Annotated in this window: 24 protein-coding genes; 15 read left to right on the top strand and 9 right to left on the bottom strand. The window is 73.5% G+C overall.

The features are described from left to right. Window positions 1-654: 654 nt before the first annotated feature. A complete protein-coding gene (locus tag AB7J25_RS00005) occupies window positions 655-1,725 on the bottom strand; it encodes an aspartate-semialdehyde dehydrogenase (protein WP_428503573.1) in 1,071 nt (356 codons plus the stop codon). Continuing rightward, window positions 1,722-2,987 carry an aspartate kinase gene (locus AB7J25_RS00010; RefSeq protein WP_428503575.1) on the bottom strand — a complete coding sequence of 422 codons (1,266 nt, stop codon included), beginning with the start codon at window positions 2,985-2,987 and terminating at the stop codon, window positions 1,722-1,724. The genes AB7J25_RS00005 and AB7J25_RS00010 overlap by 4 nt, the downstream gene beginning before the upstream one ends. 422 nt (window positions 2,988-3,409) lie before the next feature. On the opposite strand from AB7J25_RS00010, the gene AB7J25_RS00015 reads away from it, so the two are divergent. Genes AB7J25_RS00015 through AB7J25_RS00035 form a run of 5 tightly spaced genes read left to right on the top strand, consistent with a single transcriptional unit; the run spans window position 3,410 to window position 8,136 of the window. After that, window positions 3,410-3,892, top strand: coding sequence for a hypothetical protein (locus AB7J25_RS00015; protein ID WP_428503577.1), 483 nt, complete (start codon window positions 3,410-3,412; stop codon window positions 3,890-3,892). Continuing rightward, window positions 3,889-4,836 carry an FAD:protein FMN transferase gene (locus AB7J25_RS00020; protein WP_428503579.1) on the top strand — a complete coding sequence of 316 codons (948 nt, stop codon included), beginning with the start codon at window positions 3,889-3,891 and terminating at the stop codon, window positions 4,834-4,836. Before AB7J25_RS00015 ends, AB7J25_RS00020 begins: the two co-directional genes overlap by 4 nt. After that, a complete protein-coding gene (locus AB7J25_RS00025) occupies window positions 4,836-5,543 on the top strand; it encodes a ferric reductase (protein WP_428503581.1) in 708 nt (235 codons plus the stop codon). The genes AB7J25_RS00020 and AB7J25_RS00025 overlap by 1 nt, the downstream gene beginning before the upstream one ends. Continuing rightward, the gene (locus AB7J25_RS00030; protein ID WP_428503584.1) at window positions 5,540-7,915 is read left to right on the top strand and encodes an NADH-ubiquinone oxidoreductase-F iron-sulfur binding region domain-containing protein; all 2,376 of its coding nucleotides are present in this window, start codon (window positions 5,540-5,542) and stop codon (window positions 7,913-7,915) included. The genes AB7J25_RS00025 and AB7J25_RS00030 overlap by 4 nt, the downstream gene beginning before the upstream one ends. Next, the gene (locus tag AB7J25_RS00035; protein ID WP_428503586.1) at window positions 7,912-8,136 is read left to right on the top strand and encodes a ferredoxin; all 225 of its coding nucleotides are present in this window, start codon (window positions 7,912-7,914) and stop codon (window positions 8,134-8,136) included. Before AB7J25_RS00030 ends, AB7J25_RS00035 begins: the two co-directional genes overlap by 4 nt. Before the next feature lie 58 nt (window positions 8,137-8,194). On the opposite strand, the gene AB7J25_RS00040 is transcribed toward AB7J25_RS00035, so the two are convergent. After that, entirely contained in the window at window positions 8,195-8,455 is a 261-nt protein-coding gene (locus AB7J25_RS00040; RefSeq protein ID WP_428503588.1) for a hypothetical protein, read from the bottom strand. A 237-nt stretch (window positions 8,456-8,692) separates the two neighbouring features. On the opposite strand from AB7J25_RS00040, the gene AB7J25_RS00045 reads away from it, so the two are divergent. The 4 genes from AB7J25_RS00045 to AB7J25_RS00060 all read left to right on the top strand — a co-directional run bounded on the left by AB7J25_RS00045 (window position 8,693) and on the right by AB7J25_RS00060 (window position 13,967). Further along, complete coding sequence (locus AB7J25_RS00045; protein WP_428503590.1) at window positions 8,693-9,358, top strand: gamma carbonic anhydrase family protein; 666 nt, start codon at window positions 8,693-8,695, stop codon at window positions 9,356-9,358. Window positions 9,359-9,576: 218 nt separating this feature from the next. Further along, window positions 9,577-11,373, top strand: coding sequence for a 2-isopropylmalate synthase (gene leuA, locus AB7J25_RS00050; RefSeq protein ID WP_428503592.1), 1,797 nt, complete (start codon window positions 9,577-9,579; stop codon window positions 11,371-11,373). 167 nt (window positions 11,374-11,540) lie between these two features. Continuing rightward, window positions 11,541-13,355: an ABC transporter ATP-binding protein/permease gene (locus AB7J25_RS00055; RefSeq protein WP_428503594.1), complete on the top strand. Its 1,815-nt coding sequence runs from the start codon at window positions 11,541-11,543 to the stop codon at window positions 13,353-13,355. A gap of 60 nt (window positions 13,356-13,415) precedes the next feature. Then, window positions 13,416-13,967 (top strand): SRPBCC family protein, encoded by a 552-nt coding sequence (locus tag AB7J25_RS00060; RefSeq protein WP_428503596.1) that lies wholly within the window; start codon window positions 13,416-13,418, stop codon window positions 13,965-13,967. 717 nt (window positions 13,968-14,684) lie between these two features. Here the strand turns inward: AB7J25_RS00060 and AB7J25_RS00065 are convergent. Continuing rightward, window positions 14,685-15,302 carry a hypothetical protein gene (locus AB7J25_RS00065; protein WP_428503597.1) on the bottom strand — a complete coding sequence of 206 codons (618 nt, stop codon included), beginning with the start codon at window positions 15,300-15,302 and terminating at the stop codon, window positions 14,685-14,687. 83 nt (window positions 15,303-15,385) lie between these two features. On the opposite strand from AB7J25_RS00065, the gene AB7J25_RS00070 reads away from it, so the two are divergent. Next, entirely contained in the window at window positions 15,386-16,996 is a 1,611-nt protein-coding gene (locus tag AB7J25_RS00070) for a glutamate synthase-related protein (RefSeq protein WP_428503599.1), read from the top strand. Window positions 16,997-17,000: 4 nt separating this feature from the next. Here AB7J25_RS00070 and AB7J25_RS00075 read toward each other — a convergent pair whose 3' ends face one another. Further along, window positions 17,001-17,627, bottom strand: coding sequence for an acetate uptake transporter (locus AB7J25_RS00075; protein WP_428503601.1), 627 nt, complete (start codon window positions 17,625-17,627; stop codon window positions 17,001-17,003). Between the two features lie 10 nt (window positions 17,628-17,637). Then, window positions 17,638-18,651 carry an alpha/beta fold hydrolase gene (locus AB7J25_RS00080; RefSeq protein ID WP_428503603.1) on the bottom strand — a complete coding sequence of 338 codons (1,014 nt, stop codon included), beginning with the start codon at window positions 18,649-18,651 and terminating at the stop codon, window positions 17,638-17,640. Between the two features lie 171 nt (window positions 18,652-18,822). On the opposite strand from AB7J25_RS00080, the gene AB7J25_RS00085 reads away from it, so the two are divergent. Genes AB7J25_RS00085 through AB7J25_RS00100 form a run of 4 tightly spaced genes read left to right on the top strand, consistent with a single transcriptional unit; the run spans window position 18,823 to window position 22,855 of the window. Next, on the top strand, window positions 18,823-20,775 hold the full coding sequence (locus AB7J25_RS00085) for a thiamine pyrophosphate-binding protein (RefSeq protein WP_428503605.1): 1,953 nt from the start codon (window positions 18,823-18,825) through the stop codon (window positions 20,773-20,775). A gap of 1 nt (window position 20,776) precedes the next feature. Then, complete coding sequence (locus AB7J25_RS00090) at window positions 20,777-21,967, top strand: cation:proton antiporter (protein WP_428503607.1); 1,191 nt, start codon at window positions 20,777-20,779, stop codon at window positions 21,965-21,967. Window positions 21,968-22,013: 46 nt separating this feature from the next. Further along, complete coding sequence (locus tag AB7J25_RS00095) at window positions 22,014-22,613, top strand: RNA polymerase sigma factor (RefSeq protein ID WP_428503609.1); 600 nt, start codon at window positions 22,014-22,016, stop codon at window positions 22,611-22,613. Then, window positions 22,610-22,855, top strand: coding sequence for an anti-sigma factor family protein (locus tag AB7J25_RS00100; protein ID WP_428503611.1), 246 nt, complete (start codon window positions 22,610-22,612; stop codon window positions 22,853-22,855). Before AB7J25_RS00095 ends, AB7J25_RS00100 begins: the two co-directional genes overlap by 4 nt. A gap of 144 nt (window positions 22,856-22,999) precedes the next feature. Here the strand turns inward: AB7J25_RS00100 and AB7J25_RS00105 are convergent, their stop codons facing one another. The 3 genes from AB7J25_RS00105 to AB7J25_RS00115 form a co-directional block, all read right to left on the bottom strand. After that, window positions 23,000-23,893, bottom strand: coding sequence for a 3-keto-5-aminohexanoate cleavage protein (locus AB7J25_RS00105; protein ID WP_428503614.1), 894 nt, complete (start codon window positions 23,891-23,893; stop codon window positions 23,000-23,002). 71 nt (window positions 23,894-23,964) lie between these two features. Next, window positions 23,965-24,831, bottom strand: a complete 867-nt coding sequence (locus AB7J25_RS00110; RefSeq protein ID WP_428503616.1) for an LLM class F420-dependent oxidoreductase — start codon at window positions 24,829-24,831, stop codon at window positions 23,965-23,967. Between the two features lie 45 nt (window positions 24,832-24,876). After that, window positions 24,877-25,506, bottom strand: coding sequence for a CGNR zinc finger domain-containing protein (locus AB7J25_RS00115; protein WP_428503618.1), 630 nt, complete (start codon window positions 25,504-25,506; stop codon window positions 24,877-24,879). A 62-nt stretch (window positions 25,507-25,568) separates the two neighbouring features. On the opposite strand from AB7J25_RS00115, the gene AB7J25_RS00120 reads away from it, so the two are divergent. Then, on the top strand, window positions 25,569-26,042 hold the full coding sequence (locus AB7J25_RS00120) for a VOC family protein (RefSeq protein WP_428503620.1): 474 nt from the start codon (window positions 25,569-25,571) through the stop codon (window positions 26,040-26,042). Window positions 26,043-26,047 lie beyond the last annotated feature (5 nt).

Below are 26,047 nucleotides of genomic sequence, written 5' to 3' on the forward strand. Positions count from 1 at the left end.
GGCCATCGCGTGGCACCTCTCTACGAGTTCCTTGGCGGGATCACGCAGAGACTCACGCGATGGCCTCTCCTACGCGCTACGACGCGCGGAACCGGCCCGGACTTACACCACCAGCAGGGACGTCACCCTTCGCGAGCCCCGCCACCCCTCGCAGACCCCCGACGCGCTTCGCAGAGCCCCGCCACCCCTCGCAGACCCCCGACCACCCCTTCGCAAAGCCCCGCCACCCCTCGCAGGCGCCGCAGCCCCTGCGAGGCGCGCCCAATCCCTGCGAACCGCGAGCCGCGGGGCGGCGACCCGAAGCGGGCCTGGCACGCCGAGCGGGACGGGAGCTGCGCGAGCCATCCGGCGCGGGCCGCAGGAGCCACCGGAACGGCGGGCCGGACAGCGAGGCCCGGCACTCCCCGCCGCTGCGGCAGGCGCCGAGCCGGCGGGCCCGGCCGGCGACCCGCTGCGCCGCCGCGGTGATCACCGAGCACAGCAACCCGTGATCACCCGGGTGGATCGACCCAAGTGATCACCCTGGGCGACGACCCGGGTGATCACCGAGCACGGCGACCCGGTAAGCACCGAGCGGGCCGACCCAGGTGATCACCGGGTGAGCCGACCCAGGTGATCACCGGGCAGGACGACATCCGTGACCACCCCCGCCGATCATCGGCGTGCGGCGACAGTCTCCGCGATCTCGTAGGTGTTGAGCGCTGCCCCCTTGCGCAGGTTGTCCCCGCACACGAACAGCTCCAGCGTGTTCGGGAAGTCCAGCGCCTGGCGGATCCGCCCGACCCAGGTGGGATCCCCACCGACGACGTCCGCGGGCGTCGGGAACTCGCCTACCGCCGGGTCGTCGCGCAGGACGATCGTCGGCTGGGCCGCGAGCACCTTGCGGGCCGCCTCCACCGAGACCTCGCGCGCGAACGTGGCGTGCACCGCCAGAGCGTGCGTGGTGACGACGGGGACCCGCACGCACGTGGCGGACACGCGCAGGTCCGGGATGCCGAGGATCTTGCGCGACTCGTTGCGGACCTTCAGCTCCTCGCTCGACCAGCCGTCGTCCTTCAGCGAGCCCGCCCAGGGCACGACGTTGAGCGCCAGCGGCGCGGGGAACGGCGAGCCGGCCGGCAGGTCGGCCAGCGCATCGCGCACGTCGCCCGCCCGGTTGCCGACGTCCTTGCCCGCGACGGCCGAGAGCTCGGCCTGCAGCCGGTCGATCCCGGCCTGCCCCGCCCCCGACGCGGCCTGGTACGAGGCCACGACCAGCGCCGTGAGTCCGAACTCGCGGTGCAGCGCACCCATCGCCGCCATCATCGACAGCGTCGTGCAGTTCGGGTTGGCGATGATCCCCTTCGGCCGGTCCGCCGCGGCCTCGGCGTTGCACTCGGGCACGACGAGCGGCACGTCCGGGTCCATGCGGAACGCGCCGGAGTTGTCGACGGCCACCGCGCCGCGGGCGGCCGCGACCGGCGCCCACTGCGCGGAGACCTCGTCCGGGACGTCGAAGAGCGCGATGTCCACGCCGTCGAACACCTCGGGCGCCAGCGCCTGCACGGTGACGTCCGCGCCGCGCACTTTCAGCACCTTGCCTGCCGAGCGCGGGGAGGCGATCAGCCGGATCTCGCTCCACGGCACGGACTCGCGCGCGTCGATGATGTCGATCATCGTCGTGCCGACGGCTCCGGTGGCGCCCACGATCGCCAGCACGGGCCCTCCGCTCGCGCGCTCGCTCATCGGCCGGTCCCCGCGTACACCACGGCCTGCTCCTCGCCGCCGAGCTCGAACGCCGCGTGCAGGGCGCGCACCGCGTCGTCGAGCTGCTCCACACGGCAGATCACCGAGATCCGGATCTCCGACGTGTTCATGGTCTCGATGTTGATCCCCGCGTCGGACAGCGCCTCGCAGAAGGTGGCCGTCACGCCCGGGTGGTTGCGCATGCCGGCGCCGACGAGGGAGACCTTGCCGACCGAGTCGTCCAGGATGAGGTCGGCGAACCCGATCTCCGCCTGGACCGCCCGCAGCGCGTCCACGGCGCGGGGGCCGTCCGAGCGGGGCAGCGTGAACGTGATGTCCGTGGTGCCGGCGCTACCGACGCTGATGTTCTGCAGCACCATGTCGATGTTGATCTCGGCGTCGGCGACCGTCCGGAAGATCCGCGCTGCCATGCCGGGGGTGTCCGGCACGCCGGTCACGGTGATCTTGGACTCGGACCGGTCGTGCGCGACGCCGGTGATGATCGCGTTCTCCAACGGGATCTCCTCGATCGAGCCGGTGACGAGCGATCCCGGCCTGTCGTTGTACGAGCTGCGCACCCGCAGCGGGACGTGGTAGCGGCGCGCGTACTCGACCGCGCGCAGGTGCAGGATCTTCGCCCCCGAGGCCGCGAGCTCCAGCATCTCCTCGTAGGTGACGGCGTCCAGCCGCTGGGCGTTCGGCACGATCCGTGGATCGGCGGTGAACACGCCGTCCACGTCGGAGTAGATCTCGCAGACGTCGGCCTCCAGGGCGGCGGCCAGTGCGACGGCGGTGGTGTCCGAGCCGCCGCGGCCCAGCGTCGTGACGTCCTTGGAGTCCTGGCTCACGCCCTGGAAGCCCGCGACCAGCACGATCGAGCCCTCGTCCAGCGCCGAGCGCAGGCGCTGCGGGTTCACGTGCACGATCCGGGCGTCCCCGTGCTTGGACGTGGTGACCATGCCCGCCTGCGACCCGGTGAACGACCGCGCCTCCACGCCGAGCGCGTGCACGGCCATCGCGACGAGCGCGTTGGAGATCCGCTCACCGGCGGTGAGCAGCATGTCCAGCTCGCGCGGCGGCGGGGCGGGGCTCACCTGCTCGGCGAGGTCGAACAGCTCGTCGGTGGTGTCACCCATCGCGGAGACCACCACGACGACGTCGTTGCCCTCCTTGTGTGTGCGGACGATCCGCTCGGCGACCTTCTTGATGCGGTCCGCGTCCTGCACGGACGATCCGCCGTACTTCTGGACGACGAGGGCCACCGCCGACCTCCTGCTTCCCGGCCCGTTCAGCACGGCCCCCCGCGCCGTCGGGCGTTCCTCGCCCGGGCGCGGGCGCTGGTCGGAAAGCCACAGTACCTGTGCGGGCCCGGTCGACCGAAGGGATTGCCGGAGGCCCGGCTGTGGCGGCCGTCTCGGCGCGTTCGTCGCGCGACAGGCGACGGTCACCGACACCACAGCCGCTCGACGCAACCTTTCGACGCGTTACTCGTCCGTGACCTCCCATTCCCGGCCGCTCGTCGCACAGGGCCACGGAGAGGCATCGGAGGACACTCGATCGTGGCTAGTTTCGGTGGCCGGTCCGCTCCCCCCGACGGACCGCGCCCGGCCGGTCCCCGCCTGCCACCGGCACTCCCCCGGGCGCCCGCTCCCCCCTCGGGCAGGCGGAGACCACAGGGAAGAACATGCCCGCACACCGAGCCCGGCACCGTGCATCGACGCCCGCGGTCGACGCCGCCGGTTCCCTCCTCGACGGCCCCACCGACCAGTGGGTCCCCGTCCAGCGCGACCGTGCGCTGCGCAGGCTGACCTACGTCTCCTGCGGCCTCGCCGCCGGCACCGTCCTGGTCACCGCCGGGATCACCGCGGCGATCGCCGACCTCCCCGCACCGGCCACCACCGTGGCGGTCGATCCCGCGGCCGCGGCCGCGCAGCTCGGTACCCCCGCACCCGCCGCGCCCGCGGAGCGCGCGACGACCGCGACGCCGCCGCCGAGAACCGAGGCCAGGCCCGTCCCGGCGCTCACACCGCCGCCCGCCGCACCCGAGGCCGTCCCGTCGCGGAAGGCGGGCGAGCCCACCGCCACGGCGACGCGCGCGAAGCCCACCGCCGCCGAGGACGCCTCCGACGACTCGGACTCCGCCGACACCCGATCGAGCGGCTCGTGACCCGGCAGGCCTCCACGTTTGGGGCTGCGGCCTTCCCAGCACTCGGCACCACCGCCGAGATCCTCGTGACCCGCCCCGGGGCGCTCACCGCCGCCGTCGCGCTGCTGCGAACCGAGCTCGCCGCCCTGGACCGCGCGTGCAGCCGCTTCCGTCCCGACTCCGAGCTCGTCGCGGTCAACTTAGGCGCGGGCTCCGCGGTCCCCGCGGGGTTGGTCCTGCGGCGCGCGGTGCGGGTCGCGCTGGTCGCGGCCGTCCAGACCCACGGCGACGTCGATCCCACGCTGGGCCGCTGCCTGCGGGACCTGGGCTACGACCGCGCCTTCGCCGACCTCCCCGCCGACGGGCCCGCGCGCCCGGTCGCGCACGACCCCGGCGCGTGGCGCCACATCGACCTGGACGACCGCGCAGGCACGATCACCGTTCCCGAGGGTGTCGAGCTCGATCTCGGTGCCACCGCCAAGGCGTTCGGCGCGGACCGCGCCAGCGCGCTCGTCTCGTCCGTCCTCGGCACCGGCGTGCTCGTCAACCTCGGCGGCGACATCGCCACCGCCGGGCCCGCCCCGGCGGGCGGCTGGCGCGTCCGGGTCGCCGATCATCCGCAGCAGACCCGACCGGGCGACCGCGAGCAGACCGTCGCGATCCGCGGTGGCGCCCTGGCCACGTCGTCCACGACGGTCCGCACCTGGACCCGCGGCGGCGTCCGCCACCACCACCTGCTGGATCCCCGCACCGGACGGCCCGCCGCCCCAGTGTGGCGCACCGTCACCGTCACCGCCGGGAGCTGCGTGGACGCCAACACCGCCGCCACCGCCGCGATCGTCGCGGGCGCCGACGCACCCGAATGGCTCGCCGCCGTCGGGCTGCCGGCCCGCCTCGTGTCCGCGGACGGCGCCGTCGTCACCCTCGGCGGCTGGCCCGCCGACGACGTCTCCTTGGCGGCCTGATGGGAGCGCTCCTCGCCGACCCCGGGCTCCTCTGGTACGTCTCCCGCTCGACCGGCGTCGTCTGCCTGATGCTGCTGACGGCCACCACCGCGCTCGGGCTCGCCTCCTCGGGGCGAGTGCGCACGCCGTGGCCCGGGTTCGTCACCCAGTCGCTGCACCGCACGCTCTCGCTGCTCGCCGTGCTGCTCCTCGCAGGCCACATCGCGGCCGTGGTGATCGACGGCACCGCCGCGATCCGGCTCGTCGACGCGTTCGTACCGTTCGTCGGCACCTACCGGCCGCTGTGGCTCGGCCTCGGTGCGATCGCGGCGGACCTCATCCTGCTCGTGGTCGTGACCAGCCTGGTGCGTACGCGGCTGCCGCACGCGCTCTGGCGCGGCGTGCACCTCACCGCCTACGCCCTGTGGCCCGTGTCGATGCTGCACGCGCTGGGCACCGGTTCGGACCCAGGTCGCGTGTGGTTCACCGCCCTCGCGCTGGTGTGCGCGGCGGTCGTCACCGGCGTGCTGCTGTGGCGGCTCACCGCGGCCACCGCGCGACCGGTCGCGTTGCGGGTCGCGGGGGCGGTGATGATCGCCGCGGCGCTCGCGGGCATCGCAGGCTGGGCCGAGAGCGGGCCGATGCGGCCCGGGTGGAGCGACCGCGCGGGCACGCCGGTACCAGCACCCGCTCCCGTGGACCCCGTGGCGGTCGAGGTGGGCGGATGAGCCGGTCGACACCCCCGCCGATCCCGGCCGACACCACCCGGCCGCTCCCGGTGCTCCGGGAACCCGGTCGGCACCGCGATCGCCGTGGCGACGGCGTCCCGCGCCCGCGGGAGGCCGCTCACAGCGGCGGGCTCCCCGCGGTCCGCCGGCACGAGGCGCCCGGCAACGGCCCGGCCGGCCCGGCCGGCCCGGCGACCCGGACCGGCGGCCACCGCGTGGCCGACGCCCCGCGGCACGCGGCGGCGCCGGGGCGGCCCGCGACGCGGACGGGCGAGCACCCCGTGGCGCGGCAGGCGGCGGCACCGGACCGGCCGGTCACGCGGACCGGCGGGCACCCCGTGGCGCCGGCGGTGGCTCCGGTCGCCGGGCTCACCGCGTTCGAGGGCCCCGTGACCGAGCGCCGCGGGGCACCCGACGGACCGGCATCGCGGACGGGCGGGCACCCCGTCCATCCGGGCGCGCTCCCGCTCCCCGACGGCCCGACCGGCACCGGCGGCATCCCCGCCCGCACCGGCGAACACCGCGTCCCCCGGCCACCCGGCGACCGGCTCCACGGACCCGTCACCCGCACCGGCAGCCACCCCGTCGCACCCCGCCCCGCCACACCTCCCGACCGGCCGGCCACGCGCACCGGCAACCACCCGCTCCACGCGCCGGTCGACGGACCGGGATCACGGACGGGCGGCCACCCCGTCCACCCGGGCGCGCTCCCGCTCCCCGACGGCCCGACCGGCACCGGCGGCATCCCCGCCCGCACCGGCGAACACCGCGTCCCCCGGCCACCCGCCGACCGGCTCCACGGACCCGTCACCCGCACCGGCAGCCACCCCGTCGCACCCCACCCCGCCACACCTCCCGACCGGCCGGCCACGCGCACCGGCAACCACCCGCTCCACGCGCCGGTCGACGGACCGGGATCGCGCACGGGCGGGCACCCCACCCACGCCGGGAGCCACCGCGTCCCGCGACCCGCCGACCGGCCGCACGGCCCCGTCACCCGCACCGGCAGCCACCCTCGCGTCCAACAGGTCGATCCCGACATCCCGACGCCCGCCCACGGCGTGGAGCAGGCCCCGCCGGAGACCGCGGGGCAGGAGACCGACCCGGCGCCGTCCACCGGGGTGGTCCGGACGTGCGGCTGCGAACCGGTGCTGACGGCCTCCTTCCGCACCGACGGGACGGCGGCCTCGCTGGCCGAGCACCGCGAGATCCACGGCGACCAGCCGCGGATGCGCCGCGGCGAGCTGACCGACCTCGTCGAGGCCGCGCTGATCCGCGGCCGGGGCGGCGCCGGGTTCCCGCTGGCGGACAAGCTGAAGGCAGCGGCCGGAGCCCGCAAGGCGCCGGAGGTCCTGGTGAACGGCGCGGAGAGCGAGCCGGCGAGCGTCAAGGACCGCATGCTGCTCAGCCGCGCCCCGCACCTCGTGCTGGACGGTGCTCAGCTGCTCGCCGACGAGATCGGCGCCCGGGGCATCACGGTGTGGGTGCACGACTTCGCGGCCGCCGACACCCTCGGCCAGGCGATCGGCGAACGCGACGACCCCGTGCCCGTCACGGTCGTCCGGGCCCCGGACGGCTACCTCGCCGGGGAGGCGACGGCGGCGCTCGCCCATCTCGGTGGCCGCGCGGCCGTGCCGGCGTTCACGCTGCGCCCGGCCGCGGAGCAGGGCCCCTACGGGCGGCCGGTCGTGGTGTCGAACGCGGAGTCGGTGGCAGCCGTGGCCGCGCTGGCGGCCGACGGCCTCGAACGGCACCGGTCCTTCGGCACGCCCGACGAGCCGGGCACCCGACTCCTGACGGTGCACCGCGCGCCGGGTGACCCGGTGCTGGTGGAGGCCGCGACCGGGGTGACGGTGCTCGACGCCCTCGCCGCGGCGGGCGCGCCGACAGGCGTGGCGGCGGTGCTGGTCGGCGGCTACTTCGGCCGCTGGCTGGACCCGGCCACCGGCCTGAACGCACCGCTGTCGCACGCCGGTCTCGGCGCGGCGGGCGGGACTCTCGGCGCCGGTCTGGTCATCGCCCCGGAGCCGGGGTCGTGCCTGCTGGGCGAGGTCGCGGAGGTGGTCGACCACCTCGCGGGGCAGAGCGCCGGCCAGTGCGGCCCGTGCCTGAACGGGCTGCCCGCACTCGCCCGGACCATCGATGCCATGGTGGCCGGGGACGCCGGCCCGCAGGAGGTGCGCAGGGTGCACGAGCTGGCCGCGACCGTCGCCGGGCGGGGCGCGTGCAAGCACCCGGACGGCGTGACGATGTTCGCGGCGAGCGCGGTGGACGTGCTCGCCACCGAGGTGGCGGCGCACATCGCCGGGAGCTGCACGTTGCCGCAGCGTGGCTGGCTGCCGCTGCCGGAGCCGTCGGAGGTTCAGGAATGAGCGGCAGGTTGGTCGTCGACCCGGTCCGGTGCACGGCCGCCCGGCTGTGCGCCGAGCTGCTGCCCGAGGCGGTCTCGCTCGACGAGTGGGGCTACCCGGTGGTGGACGGCCGCGCGCTGGACGGCCGCACCCTGCGGCTGGCGCGCAAGGCGGCCGCGGCGTGCCCGGTGCGGGCGCTGCTGCTGCTCGACGTGCCAGCGCCCCGCGCGGCCGCGGACTGACCGACCGCTGCCCACCACCCGCGCGTCCCTTCCGAGCGAACGGGGACGGCAGGTGAGGTCAGAAGCGCCGCACGAGCCGCGTGACCACCGTCGTGATCACGAGCCAGACGACGGCCGCGATGCCGTAGTTGAGCGCGACGGCGACCTTGGGATCGGGCTGCACGAACAGGTCGGACAGCCCCAGGTCGAACAGGTTGGCGAGGTAGGTGACCGCCTGCGTCAACGGGTTGGCCGGGTTCGCGTCCAGCACCGTCAGCACGATGAAGAGCACGAGCACGGCCACGATGAACAGCCCGATCGCCCGAAGCAGGCTCGCCAAGACGGGTCCGCCCCTGGTCGCCACGGCCACAGATCACCTCCGTCGGGGGGATGCCCGCCATCCTGGCATGCAGCGGGTGACCGCGCTCGGCACGACGTCTCACCCGATCGGGTGTCGTCTATGGACCTCCGCGCCCCCGAACACGATGTTGTCAGCCCGTCCGGCCGCGGCGTAGCGTCGGCTGTCCACGCGGCGCCGGAGCCGCCCGGGCCGCGCAGGCACCAAGGGGTCTGCCGCATGTCCGTGAACGCCGACGCGATCTTCGTCCAGCACCGGCGCAAGACCCCCGTCGTCTCCCGGTCGGCGTACGTCGCACCGAACGCGGTGCTCTGCGGTGACGTCGTCGTCGGCCCGCACAGCCGGATCCTGTTCGGCGCGGTCGTCACGGCCGAGGGCGGCCAGGTGGAGATCGGCGCGAACTGCATCGTGATGGAGAACTCCGTGATCAGGGGCGTGCCGGGCCATCCGGTGCGGCTCGGTGACCATGTGCTCGTCGGCCCGCACGCCGCGCTCACCGGCTGCCGGGTGGAGGGCGAGACCCGCATCGCGACCGGCGCCGTCGTCTTCAACGGCGCCCTGCTCGGCCGGGGCGCCGAGCTGGATTTCCACTCCGTCGTGCACGTCGACACCCAGGTACCGGCCGGGACGAGGGTGCCGATGGGCTGGTTCGCGGGCGGCGACCCGATGCAGCTCGTCCCACCCGGAGACGCGGAACGGATCGCCGAGATCGTGGGTACCTCGGGCTGGGAGGGCATCGTGTTCGGGGTGGGCCGGGGTGAGGCCGGAGCGTCGATGCCCGACATCACCAGCCGCTACGCACGCGGGCTCGCGATCCACGCCCGCGACCGGGTGCTCCCGGCGCGCCAGCACGACATCGTCCCCGAGCCTGCGGCGAGCGGCTGAGCACGCTGGACCCGGGGCCGCGACGCCTCGGGTGTGGCCTTCCCGACACCGCCTCGCGGAAAGGGCGGTTGCGGACGGCCCCCGCCGAGGGGCTACCCTCGGGTGCGTGGTGCACCTGCTCCTTCGCCGCCGCGGCGGGGTCTGACCGACCGGCCCCTCGTCGCGGGTCCTGGCGTGCGCCGGTCTCCCGCACCGGCCCACCCACAGGAGCACGAGCAATGACGACGTCCTCTGACGCGTTCACGTCCACCGCGGTCACCCGCCTGCACACCCCGTCCCGGCCCGCGCCGGACGACCAGCCGCCCTGGAACCGCCAGCGCGGCTCGCACATGGCCGTCCACCGCTACCGCCCGTTCCACGAGCTGGTCGAGCCGGTATCCCTGCCGGATCGCACCTGGCCCGACAAGCGGATCACGAAGGCGCCGCTGTGGTGCGCGGTCGACCTGCGCGACGGCAACCAGGCTCTGATCGACCCGATGAGCCCCGCCCGCAAGCGGCGGATGTTCGACCTGCTGGTCCGCATGGGTTACAAGGAGATCGAGGTCGGCTTCCCGGCAGCGAGCCAGACGGACTTCGACTTCGTCCGCGAGATCATCGAGCAGGACGCCATCCCGGAGGACGTCACGATCCAGGTCCTCACCCAGGCCCGCCCGGAGCTGATCGAGCGCACGTACGAGGCGTGCGAGGGCGCGCCGCGCGCGATCGTCCACCTCTACAACTCGACGTCGATCCTGCAGCGGCGCGTGGTGTTCCGGGCCGACCGCACGGGCATCGCCAAGATCGCTACGGACGGCGCCGAGGACGTGCTGCGGTTCAGCGAGAAGTACCCGCACACGGACTGGCGTTTCGAGTACTCCCCGGAGTCCTACACCGGCACCGAGCTGGAGTACGCCGTCGAGGTCTGCAACGCGGTGAGCGCGATCTGGCAGCCACGCCCCGAGTCGCCGATGATCGTCAACCTGCCCGCGACGGTCGAGATGGCCACCCCGAACGTCTACGCGGACTCCATCGAGTGGATGCACCGCAACCTGGAGCGCCGCGACGCCGTCGTGCTCTCGCTGCACCCGCACAACGACCGCGGCACCGCCGTCGCCGCCGCCGAGCTGGGCTTCCAGGCCGGGGCGAACCGCATCGAGGGGTGCCTGTTCGGCAACGGCGAGCGCACCGGCAACGTCGACCTGGTGACGCTCGGGATGAACCTGTTCACCCAGGGCATCGACCCGCAGATCGACTTCTCCGACATCGACGAGATCCGCCGCACCGTCGAGTACTGCAACCAGCTCGACGTCCACGAGCGCCACCCGTGGGGTGGCGACCTGGTGTTCACCGCGTTCTCCGGCAGCCACCAGGACGCGATCAACAAGGGCTTCGCAGCGATGCAGGCCGCGGCGTTCGACGCGGGGATGGGCGTCGACGTCTACCCGTGGGAGGTGCCGTACCTGCCGGTGGACCCGAAGGACATCGGCCGCACCTACGAGGCCGTGATCCGGGTGAACTCGCAGTCCGGCAAGGGCGGCGTCGCCTACATCATGAAGACCGAGCACCAGATGGACCTGCCGCGCCGGCTGCAGATCGAGTTCTCCCGGGTGATCCAGGAGACCTGCGACGCGCAGGGCGGCGAGGTCTCGCCCAAGGAGATGCACGACACCTTCGACGTCGAGTACCTCGGGCGGGTCACCCCGCTGAAGCTGATCCGCCACCGCCTCACCAGCGACGGCGAGGGCACCGACGAGATCGTCGCGACCGTGCGCGTCGAGAACGACGTGCACGAGATCCGCGGCAGCGGCAACGGCCCGATCGCCGCGTTCGTGGACGCGCTGGCCGGCATCGGCTTCGACGTGCGGGTGCTCGACTACCACGAGCACGCGCTGTCCTCCGGCGACGACGCCCGCGCCGCCGCCTACGTCGAGTGCGCGGTGGAGGACACCGTGCTCTGGGGCGTCGGGGTGGACTCCTCGATCGTCAGCGCCTCGCTCAAGGCCGTCGTGTCGGCGGTGAACCGGGCCATGCGCTGACCGCCGCCCGCACCCGGTCTCGCGCGAACGGCACGTACGGGAGCTAGGTTCTCCCGTACGTGCCGTTCGCGCGGTGTGGCCGGCACTCGGCACATGCGCATCGCTGTCCACCTTCCGAGGGTCACTCGATAGAGTCCGCCCACGTCACATCGGGCTGGGAGGGCGCCGTGGGGCCGATCGACTGGGGCAGCGAGTGGCTGACCAGCCTGCTGTGGATCTTCGAAGTCACGGCATACGTGCTGATCGGCTTCGTCGTCGTGGCGTGGATGCTGGTCACGCGCACTAACTGGGGCCGCCAGTTCTGGCGGATCTCCGGCGCCTACTTCACCCTGGACCGGCGGGACCCGTCCACCTGGCGACCGCTGCTGCTCGTGGCACTGCTCCTGCTGTTGACGGTGGCGTCCGTGCGCCTGGACGTGGTGCTGTCGTACTCCTCCAACGGCCTGTACACGGCGCTGCAGCAGCTCGATCCCGAGTCGTTCTGGCTCTACGTCGGCATCTTCTGCGTGCTCGCGACGATCCACGTCGTCCTGTCGCTGGTCACGTTCTACTTCGCCCAGCGGCAGATCCTGCAGTGGCGGGAATGGGTCAACGAGCGGATGCTCGACGACTGGCTGGCGGGCACCGCCTACCACCGCGGCCGCTTCGTCAAGGATCCGGTGGACAACCCGGACCAGCGCATCCAGGAGGACATCACGTCCTTCGCGAACGTCTCGCAGTCCCTCGCGCTGGGCGCCGTGTCGTCGATGGTGGCGCTGGTGTCGTTCACCTTCATCCTGTGGGAGCTCTCCGGGCCGCTCACGATGCTCGGTGTCGAGATCCCACGGGCGATGGTGTTCATCGCCTACATCTACGTGATCATCGCGACGGTCATCGCGTTCCGGATCGGCAAGCCGCTCATCCGGCTCAACTTCCTGCAGGAACGGCTGAGCGCGATCTACCGCTACTCGCTGATCCGGCTGCGGGAGAACTCCGAGAACGTCGCGTTCTACCGTGGCGAGCGCGTGGAGAACGCCGGCCTGATGTCGCGGTTCGCGAACGTCATCGCCAACGCGTGGGCGATCGTGTTCCGGAGCCTCAAGTTCCAGGGCTGGAACCTCGCGGTCAGCCAGGTCGCGGTCATCTTCCCGCTGATCATCCAGGCACCGCGGTTCTTCGCCCAGCAGATCACCCTCGGCGACGTCACGCAGACGGCCACCGCGTTCGGCCAGGTGCAGGCCGCGCTGTCGTTCTTCCGCACCGCCTACGACGACTTCGCGAGCTACCGCGCCGTCCTCATCCGCCTCACCGGCCTGCTCGACGCCGACGAGCAGGCTCGCGCCCTGCCCGGCGCGGACGTCACCGAGAGCGACGACGGCCTCGGTATCGACAGCCTCACCGTCAACCGCCCGGACGGCGCGCCGATGATCTCCGACCTGGACCTGACCGTGCCCTCGGGCTCGTCGCTGCTGGTCAAGGGCCCGTCCGGGTCCGGCAAGACCACGCTGCTGCGCACCCTCGCGGGGCTGTGGCCCAACGCGACAGGCACCATCGCGAAGCCGAGGGACGCCGTCCCGCTGTTCCTGCCGCAGCAGCCCTACCTGCCGCTCGGCACGCTGCGCGCCGCGCTCGCCTACCCCGACCCGGCCGGCGAGCTGGACGACGACGCCGCCCGCGCGATGCTGCGCGACGTCGCCCTGCCTCATCTCGTGGACCGGCTCGACGAGGAACGGGACTGGGCGCGCACGCTCTCCCCCGGCGAGCAGCAGCGTCTCGGGTTCGGCCGCGTGCTGCTCACCGAGCCCACCGTGCTGTTCCTCGACGAGGCCAGCTCCGCCCTCGACGAGGGCATGGAACGCACCATGTACGACCTCGTGCGTGATCGGCTGCCGGAGACCACGATCGTCAGCGTCGGGCACCGCACCACCCTGGAGGCGATGCACGACCAGCAGCTCGCCCTGCTCGGCGAGGGTCGCTGGGAGGCCTCGGCCATGACGCACTGAGCCGTGGGCCCGGCAGGTGGCGACACGTCCCCTGATCAAGCCCGCGGTAGCGTGCGCGCCGTGGCCGCGGACTACGAGTTCCTGACGGTGTGGCGGGTCGCCGGGACCGTCGACGAGGTGAAGGCGGTGCTCGGCGACGGCGCCTCGCTGCCACGTTGGTGGCCCGCGGTCTACCTCGACGTCGAGACCCTCGCACCGGGCGACGAGGACGGCCTCGGCTCCACCCTCGACCTGCACACCAAGGGCTGGCTGCCGTACACGCTGCGGTGGACGCTGCGGATCACCGAGCCGATCACCGACGCGGGGTTCGCGCTGACCGCGACCGGCGACCTGAACGGCACCGGGCGGTGGACCTTCGAGCAGGACGGCCCCGAGGTCGTCATCACCTACGACTGGCGGGTCAGCGCGGACAAGCCACTCCTGCGGCGGCTGACGTGGCTGCTGCGCCCGGTGTTCGCCGCCAACCACCGGTGGGCGATGGATCGCGGCGAGGAGAGCCTGCGGCTGGAGCTGCGCCGCCGCCGGGCCACGTCCGACGCCCGGCGCGACCGGGTCCCTCCCTCGCCCCCGGCGACATTCGCCTGGTTGCCGGGGGGTCGGCGGCCCGCCTGACCCGTGGCCCGGGTGCGGTCGGGCACGCGCAGACCCACACCCCGCCCCGCCCCGCCCCACCCCGGCCCGGCCTGGCCCCGGCCCCGGCCCCGGAGGCTCGAACACATGTGCGAGTGCCGACCCGACCTCGCACACACCGCACGGTGCTCACACACACCGCCGGCGGTATGTGCGAGTACCACGAGACATGTGCGAGCACCGAACACATGTGCCAGCGCCGACCCGGGAACGCACGCGGGCGCCGCGTCGGACGCGGGCCCGCCACCGCCACCGGCACGTTCGCCGGGCTGGCGTGTCGGCGTCCCGCCGAACCCGCGGCCCGGGCGCCGGTCGGGCACGCGGCGCAGACCCCGGGGCCCTCGCACACACCGCATGGTGTTCGCACATACCGCCGGCGGCATGTGCGAACACCACGGAACATGTGCGAACACCACGGGACACGTGCCAGCACCGAACACATGTGCGAGCGCCGACCCGAGCGCGTCCCGGAAGCTCCAACGTATGTGCGAGCGCCGTCCCGACCTCGCACACACCGCACGGCGCTGGCACACACCGCCGGCGGCATGTGCGAACACCACGGGACATGTGCCAGCACCGAACACATGTGCGAGCGCCCACCCCGGCACCCGCCACGGGCGTCCCGCACCGCACAGCGGCCCGCACCGCACAGCGTCCCGCCCGCCGGATCGGCCCACCCGCCGGATCGGCCGCCCGGCCTCAGCCCGCGGCGGCGCGCCCCTCGGCGAAGAACGCGGCCACGGCGTCCGCGTCCGGTAGCTCGGTCAGTGGGCGCAGCGCCCCGAACGGGGCGTTCCAGAAGCCGCCGCTGCGCCCGGTCATGTCCCAGGGGCCGACGTAGGCGTACGGTGCCGGATGGCCGGCGTCGCCGGGCGAGACACCGTAGTTGACCTCGTCCACCGCGATGCCGACGTCGAAGTGCTCGGGCCACAGCACGGGTGTCTCGGACGGGGCGAAGGCCCGCATCGCCGCGTCCCCCCGGGCGAAGGCGTCCTCGATGACGGCCGCCGCGGCGGCGTCGACGGCCAGCTCGTGGTCGGCCGGCAGGTTCGGCGAGTCGTGGTAGTTGCCGGACGTGCCGAGCTCGACCCCCGCCGCGGCAGCGAGCGCCCCGAGGGTGCCGGTGAGCGGGGCCCGGCCGCCGTCCCACACCAGGTCGGTCCCGTCGACCCGCAGCGGCAGCTTCACCCCGCCGAAGCCGCCGGGTGTGACGGCGAGCCGGATCGTGCCGTGCGCGCGGTACTGCGGTCCGGCGATCACGCTCTCGCCGACCCCGTGCAGGGACAACCGCGTGGCCGTGAGGGTGTGCTCGTCCATTTCGCACCTCCGTGTAACGCCGGGCGGGCGCCGCGGCACCGACATCGCGCAGGAGCCGTGTCACCGAACCCCCGGAGCGTTACATGGAACCCCACCACATCCCGGTCGCGCGCTGGTCCGAGATTCCCGACTCGACCCCGACGGGCGCCGAGGCGGACGGGATCGACCTGGTCGTCGTCCGCCGCGGGAGCGAGGTCTCGGTGTTCGAGGGGCGCTGTCCGCACCGCGGCGCGCTGCTGGCCGACGGCCGCGTCGAGGGCGAGAACCTGATCTGCGGTGTGCACGGCTGGGACTACCGGCTCGACTCCGGGATCAGCGCCTACAACCCGGCCGAGCGGCTGCACAAGTTCACCGCGCACGTCCGCGACGGCGAGGTGTGCGTCGACAAGGCCGAGCTCGCCGACTACCGCGCCGTGCGGCCGGAGCGGCGCGTGAAGTCCACCTACGACCGGCTGTTCGACGACCCCCACCAGGACACCGCCGAGGAGCCGTTCGTCTCCGAGATCCACGCCCTCGCCAAGCGTGGGCTGGTGGGGGCGCACGGGAAGGTCGCGGCGATGGGCGTGCCGCGCACCGAACTCCCGACCTGGGACGACCTGCAGGTCCTCACCGCCCAGTTGCACCGCTTCCCGCTGCTCGACGGCGCCCCGGTCGACACGTCGGTGGTGATCGGGCCCGTGGCCGCACGGCCGCTGCGGCTGGACATCCCGATCTTCGTCTCGGACATGAGCTTCGGGGCGCTCTCGGAGGAGGCGAAGGTCGCGCTCGCCCGCGGCGCCGAGGGCGCGGGCACGGCGATCGCGTCGGGCGAGGGCGGGATGCTGCCCGAGGAGCAGGCCGAGTGCACCCGCTACTTCTACGAGCTAGCCTCGGGCCGGTTCGGCTGGGACGAGATGCACCTCGACCGCGTGCAGGCCCTGCACCTCAAGCTGGGTCAGGGGGCCAAGACCGGTACCGGCGGGCACCTGCCGGGCAACAAGGTCGTGGGCCGGATCGCGGAGGTCCGCGGGCTGCCCGAGGGCACCTCGGCGGTGTCCCCGCCCCGGTTCGTCGACTGGACCACGCTGCTGGACGCGCGCGCCCTCATCGACCGGGTCCGCGAGCGCTCGGGCGGCATCCCGGTCGGGGTGAAGATGTCCGCCCAGCACGTGGAGGCCGATCTCGACGCCGCGCTCGACCTGGGCGTCGACTACGTCATCCTCGACGGGCGCGGCGGCGGCACCGGGGCCGCGCCGACGATCTTCCGGGACACGATCAGCGTGCCCACGATGGCCGCACTCGCCCGCGCCCGCCGCCACCTCGACCTCGCCGGTGCCCGGGACGTGACGCTGGTGGCCACCGGCGGGTTCCGCCGCGCGCAGGACATGGTCAAGGCCCTCGCCCTCGGCGCGAACGCGATCGCGGTGTCGAACGTGGCACTGCAGGCGATCGGCTGCGTCGGCATGCGCGCCTGCCACACCGACAACTGCCCGATGGGCATCGCGACGCAGAAGCCGCACCTGCGCGCGCGGCTGCCCGTCCAGCGGGCGTCCGAGCAGCTGACCCGCTACCTCGGGGCGGTCACCGAGCTGATGGTGGTGCTCGCGCGCGCCTGCGGGCACGACTCGCTCGGCCACTTCACCCCCCGCGACCTGACGTCGTGGAAGCGCGAGGTGGCCGAGCTGGTCGGCGTGAGCTACGCCGGCGTGCGGTAGTGGGCTACCGCCCGTACGGGTGCGGCCACAGCGGGATGCGCTCGCCGACGACCGGGATGACCGCAAGCGCCCAGGACAGGTAGAGCGCGACGATGCCGTCGAGGATCAGGACCCAGCCGCCGGCCAGCGCGAGCCCCGCCGAGCCGGTGAACTGGGCGAGCCCCAGCAGCAGGTACGCGAGCGCGAGCAGGGCGAAGGCGAGGAACGCCGGCATGTTGACGTGCCAGGCCGCCCAGGACAGACCCACCGTGAAGACGAACCAGAGCAGCAGCCACGTCCCGAAGGCGGGCGCGAAGTCCGCCCCCATCGGCTCGGCGTAGAAGCGGAGCATGATCGCGGTGGTGAGCAGGAACGCCGAATAGGCCAGCGCGAACGTCCCGCCGAACACGTTGTTCGCGCGAAGCTCGTACAGGCCCCCGATCCCCAGGCCGAACGCGCCCGTGCCGAACGCGACGGCCGCGAAGATCGCGGCCGCGCCCGGGGGGATCAGCCCCGCGGTGGGGAACCCCAGCATCAGTACCGCGAAACCGAACCCGCCGACGGCGAGCGGGGTGCCGATCCCGGCCTGGGGCGCGAACCCGGCGGCGGGCGCCGCCTCGGCCGGAGCGGCATTCGTGGACTCGGTCGACATGGCAGTCCTCCTAGCTGTCCAGAAGCTCCTTGAGTGCGGCGTCGATGAATGCGGTGTCGGCCGGGTTGGCCCCGCCCCCGGCGAAGTGGCCCCACACGCCGGGGATGACCCGCAGCTCGGCGTTCGGCATGTGGGAGACGGCGAACTCCTCGTCCTCCGGCGGGAAGTAGAGGTCCTTCTCCGCCGGCATGACGATCGCCTTGGCCCGGATCGAGGCGAGGGCCTTGACCTGGTCGCCGTCGAACCCGGGGGTCTTGCCGATGTCACCCTGCTGCCACGTCCACAGCATCGTGAGCAGATTGTTGGCGTCCTTGGCCAGGAAGAAGCCCTCCCAGAACCCGACGAGGAAATCCTCCAGCGTGGCGAAGTCGAAGGGGTCGCGCTTGTAGAGCTGCTGCCAGTAGAAGGCCTGCGAGAGCCCCCAGCCCGCGTACACCCGGCCCACCGCGCGCAGCCCCTTCACCGGCTGCTTCTCATACATCCCGTCCTGCCAGGCGGCGTCGGTGATGATCGCGTGCTTCACACCCTCCAGGAACACGATGTTGTGCTCGGAGGTCTTCGACGAGCCGCAGAACGGCATGATCCGCTTGACCATGTCCGGGAACGTGACGGCCCACTGGTAGGTCTGGCCCGCACCCATCGACCAGCCGGTGACGAGCTCGAGCGTCTCGATCCCGAACCGCTCGGTGACCAGCCGGTGCTGCTGGCGTACCTGGTCGTAGAACGTCACGTCCGGGAAGCGCGGCCCGTTGTGCGGCGGCGGGGTGTTGCTCGGTGACGACGAGAGCCCGTTGCCGAGCATGTTCGGGACGATGATGAAGTACTTCGCGGGATCGAGCGCCATCCCCTCGCCGATGAGCCACTCGTTGTCGTAGTGCTGCCCCGAGTACCAGGTGGGATAGACGATCGCGTTGGAGCGGTCCTCGTTGAGCGTGCCGTAGGTCTTGTACGCGAGCGTGGCGTCGCGCAGCGTCTGCCCGGTACTGAGCCTGACGTCGCCCAGCGGGAACAGCTCGTAGTCCATGATCAACCCCTCCACGTGGCTCGCTGCCGGATCGTGGCCCGGACGTCGACGGCTCCCCGGCTTGGATTCTGCACGGTTAAGATTCCGACGGGAATAGTTTTCCTTGAAACAATTCTCTGTCAATCCGCCTCCGGGCGTAACGCCGCACGGCATGGCCGACACCACGCAGGCATGACGACACGCTGGCACCGGATCGACGGGGAGCTGGACGACGGCCGCGTCCGCACCGTCGTGGTCAACGGCCGCACGATCGCGCTCAGCCGCTGCGGCGGGCGCTACGGGGCGCTGGACAACCACTGCCCGCACCAGGGCGGCCCGCTGGGCGAGGGCTCGATCGAGAACGGGTGGCTGCGCTGCCCGTGGCACGGCTACGACTACTCGCCACTCACCGGGCGCCCCCCGGAGGGCTTCTCCGATGCCCCGGACGCCTATCCCGTCGAGGAGCGCGTTGACGGCGTGTACGTGGCCGTGCCCGACCTGGACCCCCGGCCACACACTGTCTCCGACGTGCTGGTCGAGACCCTCGTGGCGTGGGGGATCGACACGGTGTTCGGGATGGTCGGGCACTCCAACCTCGGGTTCGCCGAGGCGCTGCGCCGCGCGGAGGAGCGCGGCGACCTGCGCTACGTCGGCATCCGCCACGAGGGCGCGGCGGCGTTCGCGGCGTCCGCGTACGGCAAGCTGACGGGCCGGCCTGCGGCGTGCGTCGCCATCGCGGGGCCGGGTTCGACGAACCTGCTCACCGGCCTCTACGACGCGAAGCTCGACGGTGCGCCGGTCGTCGCCGTCTCGGGACAGGTGCCGTCGTCGGTGCTGGGGCGGGGCGCGTTCCAGGACCTCGACCTGTCGGCCGTGTTCCGCGACGTGTCGGTCTCGACGGTCACCGTGCACGCCGGCTCGAACCACGCCGAGCTCGCCGCCACCGCCGTCAAGCACGCGATCGACGGGCGCGGCGTCGCCCACCTCGTACTCCCCGACGAGGTGCAGGACCAGCCGTCGGACGGCGCGGCGATGCAGCCGTCCGGGCGGCGGGCCGACCTGCGCACGAGCCCGTCGCGGGAGTCGATGGACGCGGCGCTCGCGAAGCTCGCCGCCGCCCGCCGGCCCGTGATCATCGCCGGTCAGGGCGCGCGCGGAGCGGTGGCGGAGCTGCGCGCGCTCGCCGAGCACCTGAACGCGCCCGTGATGACGACCTTCCGCGCGAAGGGCCTGGTCCCCGACACCCACCCGCTGGGCGCGGGCGTGCTCGGCCGCTCCGGCACGCCGGTGGCGTCCTGGCTGATGAACGAGGCCGACCTGCTGCTCGTCGTCGGCGCCTCCTTCGCCAACCACACCGGGATCGCGCCGTACAAGCCGATCGTGCAGGTCGACGACGCGCCGTCGGCGATCGGGCGGTTCCACGGCGTCGAGGTCGGCGTGCTGGGCGATGCGGCGGTCACGCTGGCGGCACTGCGCTCCGGGCTGGGCGCGACGGCCGCCGTCGACCAGCGCCCGGACGTCGCGGCCCGGCAGGCGATCTGGCGCGCCGAGAAGGCCCGCCGCGCCGCCGACGACCGCGGGCGCGGGGTGGCCTCGGCCGCCGTCTTCGCCGCGCTCTCGGCGCACTGCCCGGCCGACGCGGTGATCGCGGTCGACGTCGGCAACCACGCCTACTCGTTCGGCCGGTACTTCGAGAGCGCCGGCCAGCCCGTGCTGATGTCGGGTTACCTGGGCTCGATCGGGTTCGGCTACCCGGCCGCGATGGGGGCGTGGTGCGCCCTGCGCAGCGCAGGCGGAGCAGGCAGCGACGCGGACCCGGCGCCGGTCGTGGCCGTGACCGGCGACGGCGGGTTCGGCCAGTACCTCGCCGAGGTCACGACGGCGGTGAAGTACGGGATCGGAGTCCGCCACGTCCTGCTCGACAACGGCGCCCTCGGCAAGATCTCGAAGGAGCAGCTGGCCGGGCGCCTGCCCGTCTGGCAGACCTCGCTGGTCAACCCGGACTTCGCCGACTACGCGCGGCTGTGCGGGGCCACGGGGATCTCCGTGCGCCGCGCCGACGAGCTCGACGACGCGATGAAGGCACTCTTCGCCGCGGACGGCCCCGCGCTGCTGCACGTGCACGCCGACGGAGAGCTGGTGTGAGGTGTCCGGGTCGCTCGTGACGGTGCTGGCCGTCGCCGCCCTCGTCCCGCTGCTGCTCGGACTGGTCCCGCGGCTGCCGCTGCCCGGGCCGCTCGTGGAGATCGTGGCGGGCGTCGTGCTCGGGCCGTCCGTGCTGGGCTGGGTGCACGCCGACGAGACGGTGTCCGCAGTCGCCCTGCTCGGCCTGTCGTTCCTGCTGTTCCTGGCGGGGTCGGAGGTGGACCTGCGTCGGTTCCGCGGGACGACCGGGCGCCGCGTGGCGTTGTCGCTGCTGATCTCCGTCCTGGCCGCCGGGCTGGTGTCCGGAGTGCTCGTCGCGCTGGGGGTGGGCGGGGCACCGCTGCTCGGGGTGGCGCTGCTGGCCACCTCGCTCGGGCTGGTCGTGCCCGTGCTCGCGGACGCGGGCCGCCTCGCCGACCCCGTCGGCAGGCTCACCATCGCGGGGGCGTCGGCGGGCGAGATCGCGGCGGTCGTGCTGCTGTCGGTGGGGCTCGCCGGGATGGACACCCCGCTGGCCGGACGGCTGCTGCTGCTCGCGCTGCTGGTCGTGGCACTCGCGGCGATCGGGCTGACAGTGCTGGGTGCCGAACACTCGATGCGGATCACCGCGCTGATCGAGCGGCTGGCCGACACCAGCGCCCAGATCCGTGTCCGGCTCACCGTGCTGCTCGTCGCGGGGCTCGCGTTCGCCGCGGCGGCGCTCGGCTTCGAGGCGATCCTCGGCGCGTTCCTCGCCGGTGTGCTCGTGCGCGCGCTCGACCCCGAACCGGAACGGACCCACCCGCTCTACCCCGTCAAGCTCGACGCCGTCGGCTACGGGCTGCTGGTCCCCGTCTTCTTCGTGACCAGCGGGCTCACCCTGGACCTCGGCGGACTCGTCGAGCACCCGACCGCGCTCGCCCTCGTGCCGGCCTTCCTCGCCGCGCTGCTGCTCGTGCGGGGGCTCCCGGCGCTGGCTCTGCGCGGGCTGCTGTCCGGGCGCGAGACGGTCGCGGTCGCGCTGCTGCAGGCGACGTCGCTGCCGTTCCTGCTCGCGGCCACGGAGATCGGGGAGCGCACCGGCGTCCTCGATCCGGCCGTCGCCGCCGGGCTCGTCGCGGCGGGGCTGGTGTCGGTGCTGGTGTTCCCGGCCGCGGCGCTCGCGCTGCTCGCGCGCTCGCCGCGGGCCGCAGCGCCTGTCGGCGGACCGTAATGTCCGCCGCTGCGGGTCTGGCACCGAGCGGCAGTACGGTGCCCCGGTGCTGCCGCAGGATGCGGATCTGGTGGTCCGGTTGCAGGACGGGGACGAAGCCGCGTTCGTCACGGTCGTGCGGGCCTGGTCGCCGGCGATGCTGCGCGTGGCCCGCGGCCACGTCCGCACCCACGCCTCCGCCGAGGAGGTGGTGCAGGAGGCGTGGCTCGCCGTCGTCCGGGGGCTCAACGGGTTCCAGGGCCGTGCCTCGCTGCGCGGCTGGGTGCTCACGATCGTCGCCAACATCGCCCGCCGCCGCGGCCGGGCCGAGGCCCGGATCATGACCCTGGAGCACGAGCTGGCCGTCGACCCGTCCCGGTTCCGCGGGGAGGACGACCCGTGGCCCGGTCACTGGCGCGACGAGGCTGCGCCCATCGAGTGGGGACCCGAGCCCGCGCTGCTGTCCGCCGAGTTCCGTGCTGTGCTGGAGACCGCGCTCGCTGCGCTCCCGGCCCGGCAGCGCAGCGTCGTCGAGCTGCGCGACGTCCACGGCCTGGATGCGGAGGAGGTGTGCACCCTGCTGGATCTCAGCCCCGCGAACCAGCGTGTGCTCCTGCACCGGGGTCGATCCCGGCTGCGGTCCGCGCTGGAGGCGGTGATCGCATGACCGGTACTCGCGACGTGGCGTGCCGCGAGCTGGTCGAGCTGATCACCGAGTACCTCGAAGGCGCCCTGCCCCGCGACGAGGTCGCGGCGATCGAGGCCCACCTCGTGGACTGCCCCGGCTGCCAGGCCTATCTCGCCCAGATGCGCACGACGATCGCGGCGACCGGCAGCGTGGAGGTCGAGACGCTCCCCGACGACGTCGTCGACGCCCTGCTGCGCGCCTTCCGCCGCTCCCGCGACTGACCCGCGAGTTGCGCATCTCGTCAGCGCGAGTTGCGCATCTCGTCAGCGCGAGTTGCGCATCTCGTCAGCGCGAGTTGCGCATCTCGTCAGCGCGAGTTGCGCGTCCTGCCGCCGTCCTCGACCCGATCGAGGGCCGCTACGGGTTCAGGCCGCGAGTGCCGCCCGGACCTCCGCGGCCGTCGCGACCCGCCCGCCCGCGTCCTCGATCCGCCGTGCGGCGTCCCGGACGAGCTGCTCGTTGCTCTCCGAGCAGCCGAACGGCGCGTCCTCCAGCCCCACCCGGACGTGCCCGCCCAGCTCGACGGCGTCCGGGATCAGCGGGCGCACGTCCACCGCGAGGCCCGCGATCATCCACTGGGCCCCGGCGGCCGAGTCCGCGAGCAGCCGGCGGTGCGCCTCCAGCGCGTAGCGCCGCGGCGGGAAACCGAAGTGGAAGCCCTCGGTGAACATGAACCGGTAGACCGGCTCCGGCAAGCCGGGCACGGCGGCCGCGATCGCCGCGCCGAAGCGGGTGAACCCCGGTTCGTAACAGGCGTATGCGGGTCGCACCCCGGCGGCGGCGACCGTCGCCAGCCCGAAGCGGACGTGCGCGTCCGGGTTGAGATAGACGAACCCGTCGCGGCCCGCCGCGAGGTCGTCGAGGTGGGTGAGCGTGGTCGTCCCCGGGTCGACGACCGCCCATTCCAGCAGGCCACGGCGGCACAGCTCGGCAACCGCGGCGAAGCGCTCCTGCGGCGCCATGGGTTCGGGGGCGTCCGGGCTGCCCGCGAGCGGCAGCGTCGGGTAGACGACGGCGTCCACCTCGGCGCGGATGCCCTCGATGATCGGCTGGTAGATGTCGGGATCGTCGCGCTGGCGGCCGGTGGCGACGTCGTAGGGGTGCACGTGCACGATCGCCGCGCCCGCGCGGGCGCACGCGATCCCGTCCGCGACGATCTCGTCGACGCTGATCGGGATCCCCGGCTGCCGGGCCCGCGACCACGGACCGTTCACCGCCGCCTCGAGCCACACCGCCCGTGCCGCACCGCTGCCCGCCATGGGCCGATCCTGCCGCGCCCCGGCCCACCCCCGCGAGTTGCGCAATCCACCCGCGCGAGTTGCGGAAACCGTCAGCCCGCCCCGCGCAACGCCGCGAGCCGGTCCAGCTCCCGCAGCACCGCGTCCGTCCCCCGCCCGTCCCGCCCGGGCTCGGTCTCACCGAAGTCGGGGAGCTCGAACAGCACCCGGTCGAAGCCAGCCGCGGCGTACGACTCCAACGCCTGCGGCTTCGCCGCCGCCCCGTAGATCGTGACGGGCAGGTGCCCGCGCCCGGTGTCGGCGGCGCGGTGGCGCAATTCCTCGATCCGCGCACCGAAGACGTCCAGCTCGCTCGCCCGCACCCGCAGCGGGATCCATCCGTCGCCGTGCGACAGGACGCGGTCGAGCACCGTCGGCCCGGCCCCGGCGATGAGCACCGGCGGCACGCGCACGGGCTTGGGCCAGCACCAGATCGGATCGAAGTCGACGAACTCGCCGTGGAACTCGGCCTCGTCGTTCGTCCAGATGGTGCGCATGGCGTCGACGTGCTCGAGCATCCGGGCGGTCCGCCGGTCCGCGGCGCCGTGGTTGGCCGCCTCCTCGACGTTCCACCCGGGGCCGATGCCGAGCTCGAACCGCCCGCCCGCGATGCGGTCCAGGCTCGCCACCGCCTTGGCCTGGACGATCGGATCGTGCTGGGCGACGAGCGACACGGCCGTCCCCAGCGCGATCCGCTCGGTGACGGCGGCCATCGCGGCGAGCGCGACGAACGGGTCGAACGTGTGGGCGTACCGCTTCGGCAGGTCCCCGCCCGCGGGCCACGGCGACTCGCGGGAGGTGGGGATATGGGTGTGCTCGGTGAGGAACAGCGAGGAGAACCCGCGCTCCTCGACCGCCCGGGCGAGGACCACGCCGTCGATGCCGTAGTCGGTCAGGAAGGTCACGACGCCGTGCTCCATGACGCAGATCATGCCGCGCGGCACCCGTGCCCGGCCACAGCCGGGTCAGGAGGGGGCCGCGAGCCCGCCGTCCCGCAGCCGGCGGCGGGCGTGGTGGGCGGCGACCTTGCTGCGGTTGCCGCAGAGCTCCATGCTGCACCAGCGCCGGGTGTGGCTGCGCGAGGTGTCGAGGAACATCAGCACGCACGTGTCGCAGTTGGCACACCGCCGCAGGCGCCCGGCGTCCTCGCCCGCGAGCAGCGTCGCGGCCGCGTCGGCGAGCAGCCACGGCAGCGGTCCGGCGTCCGCGGCGAGGTCCACCCGCAGGACGTGCCGCAGGCCCTCGGGTCCGGACCTGCGCAGCTGCGAGCCCGGAGCGTTGCGCAGGATCGCGTTGAGCGTGGCCACCGTCGCGTCCGGTACGGGCTCCCCGACGACCAGCGCGTCGAGTCCCGCCTTCAGCGCGCCGCGCAGGCCGATCGCCTGGGCGTAGACGGCGGGCCCGATCGTGTCGGGCGTCCCGTACCGCGGCCCGAGGTCGGACACCGCGACCCAGGCCGCGAGGTCCCCTGGGGACGTGAGCCGGTCCACGACCTCACCGTTCTCGACCATGACGGTGTTGACGAAGTCCAGCGCGACGTGGCCCCCGAGGAAGAGGAACCGACGCTCGGCGGCGTCTCCGGCTTGATGCTCCACCCTTTAACCTGCAATAGTTCCTGACGACGGTTAACGGCCTCACTCGCGAATCTGGAGACATCATGGCACTCCGCACCGGGCACGTCGGCGTGAACGTCACCGATCTGGACCGCTCGCGCGCCTTCTACCAGGAGGTCTTCGGCCTGGAGCTGCTCGGACAGTCCACCGCCGATGGGCGCAGGTTCGCGTTCCTCGGCAACCCGGACGTCGCGTCGGACGACTTCCTCGACAAGCTCGCGATCACCCTGTGGGAGCAGAGCACGGGCGAGTTCGCCACGGCCACGCCGGGCCTGCACCACCTCGCGTTCCACGTCGGCTCGGTAGCGGAGGTGGAGCGCGTCCGCGACCGGGTACGCGACCTGGGCGCCACGCTGCTCTACGGCGGCGAGATCGTCCCGCACAGCGCCGAGTTCGAGTCGGGCGGCTTCTTCTTCCTCGACCCGGACGGCATCCGGCTCGAGATCTGCGCGCCCGCAGGCGTGGCGCGGGAACGCGCGGTCGCGGGCGCCGCGCCGTCCTGCGGCTTCTTCGCGTAGTCCCG

Source organism: Pseudonocardia sp. (assembly GCF_050246655.1).
Lineage (GTDB): Bacteria > Actinomycetota > Actinomycetes > Mycobacteriales > Pseudonocardiaceae > Pseudonocardia.